Origin of the sequence: Shewanella hafniensis (assembly GCF_019655335.1) — a bacterium.
In the GTDB taxonomy this organism is placed as follows: domain Bacteria; phylum Pseudomonadota; class Gammaproteobacteria; order Enterobacterales; family Shewanellaceae; genus Shewanella; species Shewanella hafniensis.
Genome location: NZ_BPFD01000106.1, coordinates 1 through 12,575, shown reverse-complemented (window position 1 = coordinate 12,575; position 12,575 = coordinate 1). Strand labels below are relative to the sequence as shown.

The 12,575-nt window shown below is 47.8% G+C and carries 12 protein-coding genes; 5 read left to right on the top strand and 7 right to left on the bottom strand.

The features are described 5' to 3' along the window. The coding region (locus K5Q99_RS20075) for a NapC/NirT family cytochrome c (protein ID WP_220777922.1) at positions 1-563 on the top strand (563 nt) is incomplete at its 5' end. Between the two features lie 96 nt (positions 564-659). Here K5Q99_RS20075 and K5Q99_RS20070 read toward each other — a convergent pair. Both K5Q99_RS20070 and rsmD read right to left on the bottom strand, forming a co-directional pair. Continuing rightward, a complete protein-coding gene (locus K5Q99_RS20070; RefSeq protein ID WP_220777921.1) occupies positions 660-944 on the bottom strand; it encodes a DUF1145 domain-containing protein in 285 nt (94 codons plus the stop codon). Next, entirely contained in the window at positions 919-1,587 is a 669-nt protein-coding gene (rsmD, locus tag K5Q99_RS20065) for a 16S rRNA (guanine(966)-N(2))-methyltransferase RsmD (protein WP_220777920.1), read from the bottom strand. Before rsmD ends, K5Q99_RS20070 begins: the two co-directional genes overlap by 26 nt. Positions 1,588-1,800: 213 nt before the next feature. Here rsmD and ftsY point away from each other — a divergent pair, with 213 nt between their 5' ends. The 4 genes from ftsY (at position 1,801) to rpoH (ending at position 6,215) form a co-directional block, all read left to right on the top strand. Continuing rightward, on the top strand, positions 1,801-3,456 hold the full coding sequence (ftsY, locus tag K5Q99_RS20060) for a signal recognition particle-docking protein FtsY (RefSeq protein ID WP_220777919.1): 1,656 nt from the start codon (positions 1,801-1,803) through the stop codon (positions 3,454-3,456). A gap of 3 nt (positions 3,457-3,459) precedes the next feature. After that, the gene (gene ftsE, locus K5Q99_RS20055) at positions 3,460-4,173 is read left to right on the top strand and encodes a cell division ATP-binding protein FtsE (protein WP_106649042.1); all 714 of its coding nucleotides are present in this window, start codon (positions 3,460-3,462) and stop codon (positions 4,171-4,173) included. Continuing rightward, positions 4,170-5,135 carry a permease-like cell division protein FtsX gene (gene ftsX / locus K5Q99_RS20050; protein WP_220777918.1) on the top strand — a complete coding sequence of 322 codons (966 nt, stop codon included), beginning with the start codon at positions 4,170-4,172 and terminating at the stop codon, positions 5,133-5,135. The genes ftsE and ftsX overlap by 4 nt, the downstream gene beginning before the upstream one ends. 222 nt (positions 5,136-5,357) lie before the next feature. Next, positions 5,358-6,215, top strand: coding sequence for an RNA polymerase sigma factor RpoH (gene rpoH, locus K5Q99_RS20045; protein ID WP_006079635.1), 858 nt, complete (start codon positions 5,358-5,360; stop codon positions 6,213-6,215). A gap of 100 nt (positions 6,216-6,315) precedes the next feature. On the opposite strand, the gene menE is transcribed toward rpoH, so the two are convergent. From menE to K5Q99_RS20020, 5 genes are all read right to left on the bottom strand, one after another. After that, on the bottom strand, positions 6,316-7,728 hold the full coding sequence (gene menE, locus K5Q99_RS20040; RefSeq protein ID WP_220777917.1) for an o-succinylbenzoate--CoA ligase: 1,413 nt from the start codon (positions 7,726-7,728) through the stop codon (positions 6,316-6,318). Between the two features lies 1 nt (position 7,729). Continuing rightward, on the bottom strand, positions 7,730-8,824 hold the full coding sequence (gene menC / locus K5Q99_RS20035) for an o-succinylbenzoate synthase (RefSeq protein ID WP_220777916.1): 1,095 nt from the start codon (positions 8,822-8,824) through the stop codon (positions 7,730-7,732). 27 nt (positions 8,825-8,851) lie between these two features. Further along, positions 8,852-9,646: a 2-succinyl-6-hydroxy-2,4-cyclohexadiene-1-carboxylate synthase gene (gene menH / locus K5Q99_RS20030; RefSeq protein ID WP_220777915.1), complete on the bottom strand. Its 795-nt coding sequence runs from the start codon at positions 9,644-9,646 to the stop codon at positions 8,852-8,854. Then, positions 9,646-11,367 (bottom strand): 2-succinyl-5-enolpyruvyl-6-hydroxy-3-cyclohexene-1-carboxylic-acid synthase, encoded by a 1,722-nt coding sequence (gene menD, locus K5Q99_RS20025; protein ID WP_220777914.1) that lies wholly within the window; start codon positions 11,365-11,367, stop codon positions 9,646-9,648. Before menD ends, menH begins: the two co-directional genes overlap by 1 nt. Positions 11,368-11,553: 186 nt before the next feature. Next, entirely contained in the window at positions 11,554-12,522 is a 969-nt protein-coding gene (locus K5Q99_RS20020) for a LysR family transcriptional regulator (RefSeq protein WP_220777913.1), read from the bottom strand. Between the last annotated feature and the right edge of the window lie 53 nt (positions 12,523-12,575).

The following is a 12,575-nucleotide window of genomic DNA, read 5'->3' as shown; positions in this document are numbered from 1 at the left end:
TGAACTGGCGTGCACTATTTAAACCTAGCGCAAAATATTCAATCCTGGCGCTACTGGTCGTCGGTATTGTTATCGGTGTTGTGGGCTACTTCGCAACCCAAACAACCTTACATGCAACCAGCCAAGACGCATTCTGTATGAGCTGCCACAGCCAGCATTCATTGAAAGATGAAGTGATGGCGTCTGCCCACGGCAATAACCGTGTGGGTATCGTGGTTCAGTGTCAGCAATGTCACATCGCACAGGAACCATTCCAATACCTGAAGAAAAAGATCATCGTTTCTAAGGACGTTATTGGTTTCTTAACTATCGATGGCTTTAACACGCAAGCATGGTTAGATGAAAACCGTAAAGAACAAGCTGAATTAGCGCGTGATTACCTACGTGCAATCGATTCTTCAACCTGTCAAAACTGTCACAACCGTATTTATGAAAACCAATCAGAAAATATGAGCAAAATGGCAGTGAGAATGCACAGCAATAACTTCAAGAAAGCCCCTGAAGACAGAAAAACCTGTATCGATTGTCACAAAGGCGTCGCTCATCCTTACCCTAAAGGATAAGGTTTAACGGTTAACTTGCGTTATCATGAGTCATTAAAAAGCCCTCTGTTGAGGGCTTTTTGCTGTCTGAGTGCCTGACGGTGTCTAAATGTTAGGTTAATTCGCTGGAGTCATCACTTTTTGCCGATAAGCTAGCAGGCTAAAAATACCGAAGATAAACACTTGCAGATAATCAAGCTTTGTTAATGGCAGTAAGGTCTTAAATAGCATGTGGAAAATGGCCACTTGGAAGCAGTGCATCATGCAGGTTATGCCAAACAGGATATTCAAAATAATCGCCACATTACCTTCAAATGGCATAACCAAGTTGTAGGTCATCATCAACCAAGCGATGAGGGTAATGGCTTTACCTAGGTTAATCAGCAAGGGCATGGCTTTCATCTTCTATAGGCTCGGCAGTGTTTTCGGCTTGATATTGATATAAGCGGTAGCTCACTTGCCCCGCATTCTTTTCTTTCAAGGCGTGCCAGCAAGGTGGAATGGCCAGTTGGGTTAATTCCGCTTCGATCTCGACATAAATCAGCGCGCCATCATTGAGCCAAGCTTGAGTATCGAGCAGTTGAATGGTCTTTTCTGCCAATCCCTTGCGAAAGGGTGGATCGATAAACACCACATCGAAACCTTGCTCGCAGCCCCTTTGCAACACCACTAAGGTATCGGCGTTGAGCACTTCGGCCTTGTCGCATTTAAGGGTTTGCAGATTCTCTTTTAATTGCATGGCTGCGCTGCGTTGCAACTCGATAATCTTGGCGAAACTGGCATAGCGAGATAGGGCTTCGAGGGCTAAAGCGCCGCTGCCGCCGAAACAGTCGAGCACTCGCGCATTAACTAAGTCATTGGCAAGCCAGTTAAACAGGGTTTCGCGCACTCTGTCTGTTGTCGGGCGTAAACCTTCGAGATCTTGAATAGGTAAACGACGCGAGCGCCATTGTCCCGCGATAATCCGCACTTGGCCGCTACCGGGTTTATTTTTGGCGGTTTGACTTTTGGTCACATTATTGTTGACCGTTCGATTCTTAACCAAAGTGCCCCCGTGATTTTGCCTGAAGAAAGAAAGTGGTAGACTATGCCACCTTAATAAAGGCCACTATTTTATATCAAAGTCTCACTAAAAGGTGAGAAGGCTGAGTGAGCTTAGCTAATTGCCGACTTTTTGGGCGTAATTGCCGAGGCAATCTGGTATAACATCAGGGTCTTATTCAAAATTCAACACTGAAGTAGAGCGCTGGAATCACACATGGCAAAGAAAGGTTTTTTCTCCTGGTTTCGTAAAGATAAGTCCCAAGATGAGGTCGTCGCTGAAACTCCAGTTGTTACTCCAACACCAGACACTGAAGCAGCAGAGCGTTTAGAACAGGAGCGCGCAGAGGCGCAACGTTTAGCTGCTGAGGCAGAGGCTCAAGCGGCCGCAGAAAAGCTGGCAGCAGAACAGTTAGCTGCCGAGCGTATTGTCCAAGAACAAGCTGCAATCGAAGCTCAGTGTTTAGCCGAGCAACAAGCCGAAGCAGCGCGTCTGGCTGCCGCTCAGTTAGAGGCCGAACAGCTTGCAGCAAATAAGTTAGCCGCTGAACAAGCAGCCGCAGAGCAATTAGCTCAAGCACAAGCTATGGCTGAAGCCGAGCGCGTTGCTCAAGAGCAAGCACAAGTCGAAGCCCAACTTTTAGCCGAACAACAGGCCGAAGCAGCTCGTCTAGTGGCTGCTCAGTTAGAGGCCGAACAGCTTGCTGCAGATCAGTTGGCCGCTGAACGACTCGCTGCTGAGCAAGCTGCAGCCGAGGAAGCTGAACGTGCTCGTGTTGCCGCCGAACAAGCTGCCGCTGAAGCGTTAGCTGCGGAGCAACTGGCTGCAGAGCAATTAGCACGTGAGCAAGCAGAGGCGTTAGTGCAACAACAAGCCGAAGATCTGCAACCCGCTGAGCCTGTTGTTGAATTGCAGCCTGAGCCGCAGGCGAGACCCGTTAAGGAAGGGCTATTTACTCGCTTGAAACGCGGTTTGATGCGTACCAGCGAGAATATTGGTAGTGGTTTTATCGGCCTATTCCGCGGCAAGAAAATTGATGACGATCTGTTTGAAGAACTCGAAGAACAGTTATTAATCGCTGATGTTGGCGTCGAAACAACCACGCGTTTGATCAAGAATTTGACTGAGCATGCCTCACGTAAGCAGCTTAAAGATGCCGAAGCTTTATATGACTTGCTGCGGGAGGAAATGCAGAAGACGCTCGATCCTGTCGCTATTCCGTTAGTACCAGATAATACGAATGGTCCATTTGTGATTTTAATGGTCGGCGTTAATGGCGTGGGTAAAACCACCACTATTGGCAAACTAGCTAAACAATATCAGAGCCAAGGTAAGTCGGTGATGTTAGCCGCGGGCGATACCTTCCGCGCAGCCGCGGTTGAGCAGTTACAGGTTTGGGGTCAACGTAATGATATTACTGTGATTGCCCAACATACGGGTGCCGACAGTGCATCAGTGCTGTTTGACGCTTTACAAGCCGCCAAGGCACGTAAAGTGGACGTGTTGATCGCTGACACTGCGGGTCGTTTGCAGAACAAAGCGCACTTGATGGAAGAATTGAAGAAAGTGGTGCGAGTGATGAAAAAACTCGACCCAGATACGCCGCATGAGGTCATGCTGACACTCGATGCGAGCACGGGACAAAATGCGATTAGCCAAGCGCAATTATTCCAAGAAGCCGTAGGTGTAACGGGTATAACTATCAGTAAGTTAGACGGAACGGCTAAGGGCGGTGTGGTGTTTGCGATTGCCGACAAGTTTAATATTCCGATCCGTTACATAGGCGTGGGTGAGCAAATTGATGATTTGCGTACCTTTAATTCGAAAGAATTTATCGATGCCTTGTTCACTCAAGAAAAAGCGGATAGCTAATTTATGATTGATTTTCAGCAGGTCAGTAAGATTTATCCTGGCGGCCAAATGGCGCTGGAAGATGTGAATTTTCATCTACAACAAGGTGAAATGGCATTTTTAACCGGCCACTCAGGTGCGGGTAAAAGTACGCTGTTGAAATTAATCACGGTTATCGAGCGGGCGACCACGGGTCGTGTCGCCATCAATGGCCACGATATCGCTAAAGTCAGCCCTAAACATGTGCCTTATTTGCGTCGCAATATTGGGATGATTTTCCAAAACCATCATCTATTGATGGACCGAAGCGTGTTCGACAATGTGGCCTTGCCTTTGGTGATTGAAGGTTTCTCCCACGGTGAAATCCGTAAGCGAGTGGCCGGCGCCCTCGACATGGTGGGTTTATATGGCAAAGAACGTCATAACCCGATTATGTTGTCCGGCGGTGAACAGCAACGCGTCGGCATTGCCCGTGCGATTGTGAACAAGCCGCCCTTACTGCTCGCCGATGAACCAACGGGTAACTTAGATCCTAAATTATCGATGGATATTTTGCGTCTGTTTGAAACCTTCAACGATGCAGGAACCAGCGTGTTAATCGCGACCCATGATTTAGGCTTAATCGCGCGGATGAAATATCGCACTTTCACCCTCAAACAGGGTCGTATGTTGGGCGCACAGGAGCTGCATCCTAGTGTGCATACGCGCGTACCGACCAATAGAGGTGAAGGGCAATGAGCGACAGCGCTAAATTAACCCGCAGTAAGTTACCTCTGTCTGGGCGGATTGTGATGTTCTTTATTCGTCACGCACAGCAAGCGATGGCGAGTATGGGAGAACTCTGGCGCAACCCAGTGTCTTCCGTAATGACGATGGCGGTATTGGGGGTGAGCCTGAGCTTGCCTGCGGCTTTGCAAGTGTTAGTGAAAAACGCTGAAACCATTACCAGCTCTTGGAGCAGTGCTGCGGAGATCTCTTTGTTTATCGAAGACAATCGCAGCGAGCAAACGATTCAGAGCCTGCTGACGCGGATTCGCACTTATTCCGAAGTGGATAAAGTGCAATATATTGATAAAAACCAAGCCCTAGAAGAGTTTCAACGCTTATCTGGTTTTGGTGAAGCTTTGGCCTATTTAGATAAAAACCCGTTACCTTCGGTTATTACTGTCACGCCTACGCCACGTTATTCAACGCCAGTGGGAGCCCGTGAACTCTTAACTAAGCTAGAACGCGAGCCTGAGATTAGCTTTGGCCGCTTAGACATCGAATGGCTAGAGCGGTTACAGGCAGTAGTGCGCCTACTCGAACGTACTGTGATGGCGATTGCCGCATTACTCGTGCTGGCTGTCGTGCTAGTCATAGGTAATACCATTCGCTTAGCAATTATGAATAGACGCAGCGAAATTGAAGTGATGAAGCTCGTCGGGGCAACTGAAGCCTTTATCCAACGTCCATTCCTCTACACTGGGATTTGGTATGGAGTGATTGGAGGCATATTGGCCTGGCTTATCATTAACTTATTAGTCTGGTATCTTGATTCGGCCCTTGCCGAGCTACTGGGCTTGTATGGCAGTCAGCTAGAGATGAAATCACTCACTTTTACTGAACTGCTGCAATTGGTTGGACTGGCATCATTTTTAGGTTGGTTAGGTTCGTATTTGTCTGTACGCCAGCATTTACGCTCGATTGAACCTTCATAATAATCAGTCGATTAAATTAAAAAAAGTGATGAAAAAAATGCTGAGGAATGAACTTTTGTTCACTTGCAATGTCTACTTCAGCGAGGTAAAAAGGCTATCCGTAAACGGGCTGAGGTTGACATACTCTGTCAATTAGCCGATAGTTCGTGAGCTTATTCTTATGGTGTTTTTGTTGAACCTAAGAATGCACTCGTAAGTAGTCTGATAAATGTAGGAGAGCGAATGACCTTTCAAACGCAATCAATGGCACTGACAGTCCCACAGGGCGCCAGTAGTCTAGAAGCTTATATCCATTCAGTGACTAGCATCAGTATGCTGGACGCTGAGGCTGAGTATGAGTTAGCCAAGCGTTTACAGGAAACTGGTGATCTACAAGCTGCGAAGCAACTGATTATGTCGCACTTACGTTTTGTAGTGCACGTTGCTAAAGGCTATTCAGGCTATGGTTTGCCACAGGCAGATCTGATCCAAGAAGGCAACATAGGCTTGATGAAAGCGGTTAAACGCTTCGATCCGGATGTTGGCGTGCGTCTCGTGTCTTTTGCTGTGCACTGGATTAAAGCTGAAATTCATGAATATGTGCTGAAAAACTGGCGCATAGTTAAAGTCGCGACCACTAAAGCGCAACGTAAGTTGTTCTTTAACATCCGTAAAGCGAAAAAACGCTTAGGTTGGTTCAGCGATGCAGAAGTCACTATGGTGGCTGAAAATTTAGGTGTATCTAAGGCCGATGTGACCGAAATGGAATCACGTATGGCAGCGCAAGATCCGGCATTTGATTTAACCAATGATCAAGATGAGGAGCATGATTTTGCCCCAGTCCATTACTTGGAAGATCATTCATCGGATTTAGCGGAAAATATCGAAAACGATAACTGGGAATCGAATGCCCAAGGTCGTTTATTGTCTGCCATCAAGACCTTAGACGAACGCAGCCAGCATATTCTGCGTGCCCGTTGGTTAGACGACGACAAAACTACCCTGCAGGAATTGGCAGAAACCTATCAAGTGTCGGCAGAACGTATCCGCCAACTTGAGAAAAATGCCATGAACAAGCTGAAAGCTTGCATGGAAGCCTAAGTCGCATCACCTGTAAGGCGACTGTGATTTAGCCATAAAAAAACCTGCTACGGCAGGTTTTTTTATGGCTGCAATTTGGCTTGATGACGTTGGTGATAAATCAGTGTTTAACAAGATTAGCTATCAAGGCTTTTCTGTTGACTTTCAGCCCTGTCTGCTCATGATTTTCTGGCCATACATAATATTGTCTTGGGCGTTTGAAGCGGGCGATTTTGTCGGCGAGAAACAATTCGAGTTCATTGGCAATCGACTCAGTGTGATGAGTTAAACTGCCGCGAAGGATAGCGGCGGGGAGATTGCCAAATTGGGCATCGGGGATAGCGAAAACGATAGCATCGTCTATTTGTGAGTGCAGTTTAAGCGCGGCTTCGATTTCTTCTGGTTGGATATTTTCACCGCCGCAGATGAACATGTTATCGACGCGGCCAAGGATGCGCAGATTACCATTTTCGTCCCATTCGCCCCTGTCTTTGGTGTAAAACCAACCCTCGGTATCGAGTGGTTTTTCGATTCCCTTATCCGTGAGATAACCCATAAACAGGCATTCGCCGCGCACCCAAATCACACCGTCTTCGATTTTAAGCTCACGCTTGGGCAGTAATTTGCCACTGCTACCATCGCTTAACGCGGGGCCTGTGGTGATCTGCGAGCCCATTTCTGTCATGCCGTAACTCGTATAGCTGGCGATATTGCGTTGCTTAAGCTCGACGAGTAAGTCTAGTGAGACTGCGCCGCCGCCAAGTAGTAAGGCTTTGATACTTTTAAGCTTACTACTTGTATCGGCTAATAATTTTCTCAGTTGTGCAGGCACCAGAGAGAGGTGGGTCAGCTTATCTTGGTCAATTTGCTGACTAAGATTCAGCGCTTGGTCTGGCATGACAACACTGGCACCGGCTAAGGCGCAGCGGTTTAATATCGCTAGGCCGCCGATATGAAATAAGGGCAATGAGAGCAGCCAAGCATCACCTTGCTCGAGCGGGATTAAGCTGCGGGCACCTTCGGCATTGGCAATATGATTGGCTAAGCAATGGACCGCCGCTTTGGGAAAGCCGCTAGACCCCGACGTTAAAATCACATTGGCGGGTCGGGTAATATCGATAGACTGGGCTGACTCTTTGCTGAGGCGATTAAAATCTAAGGCTAGTTGGCTGCAATTCTGCAGATCAGAAATCTCAGCCCGCCACACATAGCGGATCTGATGTTCATCGATTAAACCTTGGATCTGTGCGAGAGGAAAACGAGGTGATATTGGGAAAAAAATCGCTCCGATATCAATGCAGGCCCAATAGAGGCAAATCATCTGGAGATTATTCACTGCAATACAGGCGAGTGGCTCACCCTCTGTAAGACCTGCTGCTCTTAGCTGCTGACCTAGAGCGATAACGCGCTGGCTAAGCTCAGAGTAACAAATGTCTTGCCCCGCCAACTTGATGGCCGCCTGTTGTGGAAACGCCAGTGCGCCTTGGTGCAGGGGTGACAATGCTAGCGACTTTGATAGGCGGGTGTCAGACAAACTAGTTTTCCTCACGCTTGGCTACGCCCACATCACTTTGCGGCGTTGAATCAATGACGTGTTGTGCAATAGGCTCAAGTTGCGCCAGAGTAAGGCAGTGTTTTTTACCCGATGACACGATTAAATCTTGGCTAAAGGCGCTGAGGGTATCGAGCCCTGGGATTTCATCGGGTGTGAGAATCGCGGCTAAATGGGCCAGATCGCTAATGCCTAAACTGCTTTCAAGACTCGAACTGATAATGCAACGCACGCCATAGCTTTGCGCCGTCTCGATTAAATTAGCTAGCTTTTCAATACTGCCGAGCAGCATAGGTTTGATGACGAGCGCTGTTAGGCCATTGTGCATCGCAAACTGATAATCGGGATCGTTAAGCGATTCATCGAGGGCGTAGGGCATGCCAATCGCTTGATAAAAATCCAGATTATCCTGTGGATTTTGACAAGGCTCTTCTATGTATTCGATGGTATCTAGGGGCAAGCAAGCGGCAAATTCGATGGCTTGCTCAAGTGTAAAACCACGGTTGGCGTCTAAACGCAATTTGAGATCGGGGCGGGTGCGTAAAATGCCATAAATCAGGTTCAGTTCGTCTTCGATTGAGGTCTGCGCGACTTTAACTTTCACCGAGTGAACATGCTTGCCGAGCGCCGCAATCTTGTTATCGAGCAAGTCTTTGCCCGCATCTGTTGGATGATAAATCAAAGGGACTGTGGCAGTTTGTGGGCGGATAGCATCGAGCTTACCCATTAACTTGGCATGCAACAGACTTAAACCAAAGGCCAAGGAAGGGTAAGGGCTTTGCTCGGCGTAATCCAGCAGGGTATCGATATGCTGACCGCCGAGTAGGGGTAATAACTCGGTTAACGCCGTTTGCACTTGAACCAGTGTTTCGCGGCTAAATCCCACTAAGACTTGTTCATCGATATCTATGCCTGAAAGTGGGGCAATTTCAACTTCGACTTGTCTGTGCTCGCCCTCGGCTCTGGCGCAGGCTTGCAATACTAATCCAGTCCTGTGATCGATGCGTTGCTTGCCGACGGGCAATAATACGTCGAGCGGTAGTCGATATTGATACAGGTTAAGCGAAGTTAAGATCATATATTTCCTACATTTAAATGCTGTTATTTACCCTAGCAGCTTAACTATTGTTGCGATTAATGCCTCGGGAGCTGCTTGGTGTATGTTGTGGCCGGCGCCGTGAATACTATGGACGAGGATGGGCGCGTGTAATTGCCATTCTTGGGCGAGGGCGTGGAACTTGGTATCTTGGCTGCCCACAAAGAAATGGCACTCACAGGCAAGTTGCGAAGGCACATCCCACATCGATGCTTGGCGCGCAAGTGAAGTGGCTAAGAATACTTCTTTAAGCAGCTGTTTAGGATGCAGATCTAATGCTGCAGAACGATGCTCGATTAAGGCTTTACGTTTGGCCACAGTCATGTCAGCAAACACGGGCTGCTGATACCACAGGCTTAAAAAATCTTTGCTGGTCAGATGCAATAAACGCTCGGCCCATTGGGCATCATTCTTGGTTCTGGCCGTTTTTTCTTGCGGGTCTGCGAGCCCTGGGTGGCAGGATTCGAGGTTCAAACTTAGCAAGCGCTGCGGATAAGCTTTTGCAAGGTGTAAGGCGATACGCCCACCTAAGGAATAACCGTAGAGATGAAATTGGTCGGGACTTGGATTAAGGCTATCGAGCCGCGCTCTTATGTTTTCGACGCAGAAGTCAAAATCGAGTTTAGCCTCATTCGACTCTTCAGCTTGATTATCCCCATGGCCCGGCAGATCTAAGCAAATACAATGGAAGTGCTGGCTTAGCGCAGGCATTAACGGCAACCAGTCGGCCTTTGTACCCAAAAAGCCATGCAGTAGCACTAAGCTCGGTAGTGAAGGATCGCCGTAACGGGCCATGGTTGGCATTAGCTTTGTTTCACCCAAAGGTTGAGCGCGGCGATTTGGTCGCTGGCTTGGTTTTGGCTCACATTGACTTCAATGATCGAAGCCCCTTGAAAATCCAGCGCCTCATTATAGCTATCTTGAAAATCGGCTAAATTATCTACTTGATTATAAGGCAAGTTAAACATGGCTGCGGCGTAGCCAAATTCTAAGCCGTGGCTGAGTCGATAATAATCACTGCGGACTTGTTCATTAGGAACTGGTAATAAATTAAAGATATTACCGCCATCATTATTGAGGATCACGATCACCAGCGGGCTGGTTAAGCCTTTAGCGATGGCCAGCGAGTTAAGATCGTGCAGTTGTGATAAATCACCGATGATCAAACTGGTGGGTTTGCCTTCGTGGGCTGCAATGCCGCAGGCGGTGGCGAGCAAGCCGTCAATACCCGAGGCGCCACGGTTGGTATAAGTCGTCGCTGTGCAGCAACTGACTGGAGCATACATGTCGTACAAGCGTACAGGCAGGCTGTTACCGATAAAAAGCTGCTGTTCTAAGGGACGAGTGTTGGCGATAGCGCGAATCACTTGTGCTTCACCAAATTCCCCTTGGTCGATATTGCGCACAAATAAGTTATGCAATTCATCGTTATAGGTGATTAAGGTATTCGCCCAGTTTGCCGAGGATGAGCGATACCAATTCAAGGCCGTAAACTGCTGTGCATTCGCGTGCCAAATGTGTTTAGCATTGTGGCTCGGATCTAGCCTGTCTTGTTCTGGTAACACCTGCCAATAGCTATGCCAATTTTGCTCGGCGAGATAGCCTATCAATCGTTTTGATAATAAACGCCCGCCGAATACGAGTACACGATCCGCTTCCTGTAATAGATTGCGTGCCCTTGGATGTTGCAGCAGTTGGTCGATATTGCCTATTGCTGCGGGATGTTGGCGCAGTTGCGACTGGGCATCGGTAAGCAAAGGCCAGCCAATTTTTTGCGACAGGGCGATAAGCTGCTGTGGATCTTGCTCGGGCGTGAGAGTACCGACAACGATCACGCCTTTACCGTGGACGAACCGCATAATGGCATCGTCACTGGGGCTGCTCAGTTGCTTGCTCTTGCCATATTGGGTATATGGGCGGGCGAGCTGCAGCCAAGTTTGCAATGGTTTGAGGTAGGGTGATTCGGCATCGAGAATCGCGCCACCGAGTTCACTCGGATACAAGGGTTCACGGTACATGCAGTTGATGTGCACCGGACGAGTTTGATTCGCCACTGCTTCATCCACTGTGGTGAGCAATGCCTGCGGTGCGATATGCATGTCCGGCGTTGGCAAATTAACTTGGGTGGCGTAATTCGCAAAAATCCCCGGTTGGACTATGGCTTGATTGGCACCGCAGCCGAGTAATTCGGGCGGACGATCGCCACTTAAGACGATCAAAGGCACATGGGTTAGCCAAGCTTCAACAATCGCAGGATACAAGTTAGCGACGGCGGTGCCCGAGGTGGTGATGATAGCGACCGGTGCGCGGCTGGCTTTTGCCAGACCTAAGGCCATAAAGCCGAGTCCACGTTCGTCAAAATGCAGGTGACGCTGGAGTTTAGTTTGCTGGGCGGCGGCGAGGGTTAACGGCGTCGAGCGCGAGCCCGGCGCCATACACACATGTTGTACACCAAGACGTGCTAACTCCTCAAGAATAAGGGCGCCCCAAATAAGATTAAGAGTGGCTGTATTTTCGGTCCGCATAGCTGAATCTATTAGGATAAAGATGGGCTTAGTGTAACGTGTTTATGCCCCAAGATGTATGCTTGGCTTAACAATTCTCGGCGGGTTTGTGTGGGAGCTGAGGTGGAGCATAAGCTAAGGCAGGGGATGCCTATCACCTCTGTACAGTGGCTAATCTAATCTAAGCGTTGCGTAAGCGGCTTTGGGCTAAATAATATGGTCAACAATCTTTTTAATTTGCCCACTTAGCCACACTAAATCATCATTCACTTTGTTTGGCTGATTTTTTTGCACTAAGAAAATGGTTGGCGCTTCAGTATGAGCATATAAACGTTCGGCTTCGTGTTGTGACAGTTGGCATGTGTGCAGCTCAGCCACATCACTCACCATCTCGTAAACCACGCGATAGGGCAATAACGACAGTGCCTGACTCTCTCCTAAGTATTCAAACAAACTTGAAATACTGGTAATGGTAATTTCAGTATTGAGTTTAATGTTGCTCTTCAGACAAAACTCTTGGTAAGGACTGAGCTTAGAACTGGGATTACCGAGGTCGGTATTCACATAGGGATATTCTGCAATCGTCTCTAAAGTGATTTCCCGTTTGAAAATCGGATGATTACGGCTCGCAATAAGGTAAACCTTATCCATGCGTTGCAGAGTGGTCGTCAGGAGTTTATCGCCAAAGGCGGCCACATCAGCCGTGCTTTTATTGCAGCAAATGCTCAGCGTAGTATCACCGTTAATAATGTCTTGGGTAGTATGTATAGACCAAGGGGTGATATTAATGTGCATCAGCTTCTGCTCATCTTTAATGGCCTGCATTAACGCTTTCGGAAAAGCGTAAGCAATCAAGCCGGGAGCCGCAATCTCGATATGCGTTTTCACTAAGTTAGCATTTGCGGCTCTTGCCTTATAAAACTTATCGGTACATTCAATGGCTTCTTTCGCGATTGGATATAAATGGGTCGCAAACTCATTGGGGAATAGTCCGTATTTACGACGAATAAAAAGTTCATCACCAAAAATTTCCCGTAGATTTTTAAGGCTACGACTTATTTTAGGAGCCGGAATATCAAGAGCCTTAGAGACATAAGTTGCAGACTTGTTCTCATATAATGAAACGAGTATTTTCAAACTCAGAATATCCAGGCCATCCATGTTACTAATGTGCATTTTTTATATCCCTTTTATCGAGCAAATACTTTAAAGAACGATTAATTATGGCG

Coding starts and splice junctions, on each gene's coding strand:
- K5Q99_RS20070 (WP_220777921.1), bottom strand. CDS start 944: ATGAAAGCCATGCCCTTGCTGATTAACCTAGGTAAAGCCATTACCCTC.
- ftsY (WP_220777919.1), top strand. CDS start 1,801: ATGGCAAAGAAAGGTTTTTTCTCCTGGTTTCGTAAAGATAAGTCCCAA.
- ftsE (WP_106649042.1), top strand. CDS start 3,460: ATGATTGATTTTCAGCAGGTCAGTAAGATTTATCCTGGCGGCCAAATG.
- ftsX (WP_220777918.1), top strand. CDS start 4,170: ATGAGCGACAGCGCTAAATTAACCCGCAGTAAGTTACCTCTGTCTGGG.
- rpoH (WP_006079635.1), top strand. CDS start 5,358: ATGACCTTTCAAACGCAATCAATGGCACTGACAGTCCCACAGGGCGCC.
- menC (WP_220777916.1), bottom strand. CDS start 8,824: ATGATCTTAACTTCGCTTAACCTGTATCAATATCGACTACCGCTCGAC.
- menH (WP_220777915.1), bottom strand. CDS start 9,646: ATGCCAACCATGGCCCGTTACGGCGATCCTTCACTACCGAGCTTAGTG.
- menD (WP_220777914.1), bottom strand. CDS start 11,367: ATGCGGACCGAAAATACAGCCACTCTTAATCTTATTTGGGGCGCCCTT.
- K5Q99_RS20020 (WP_220777913.1), bottom strand. CDS start 12,522: ATGCACATTAGTAACATGGATGGCCTGGATATTCTGAGTTTGAAAATA.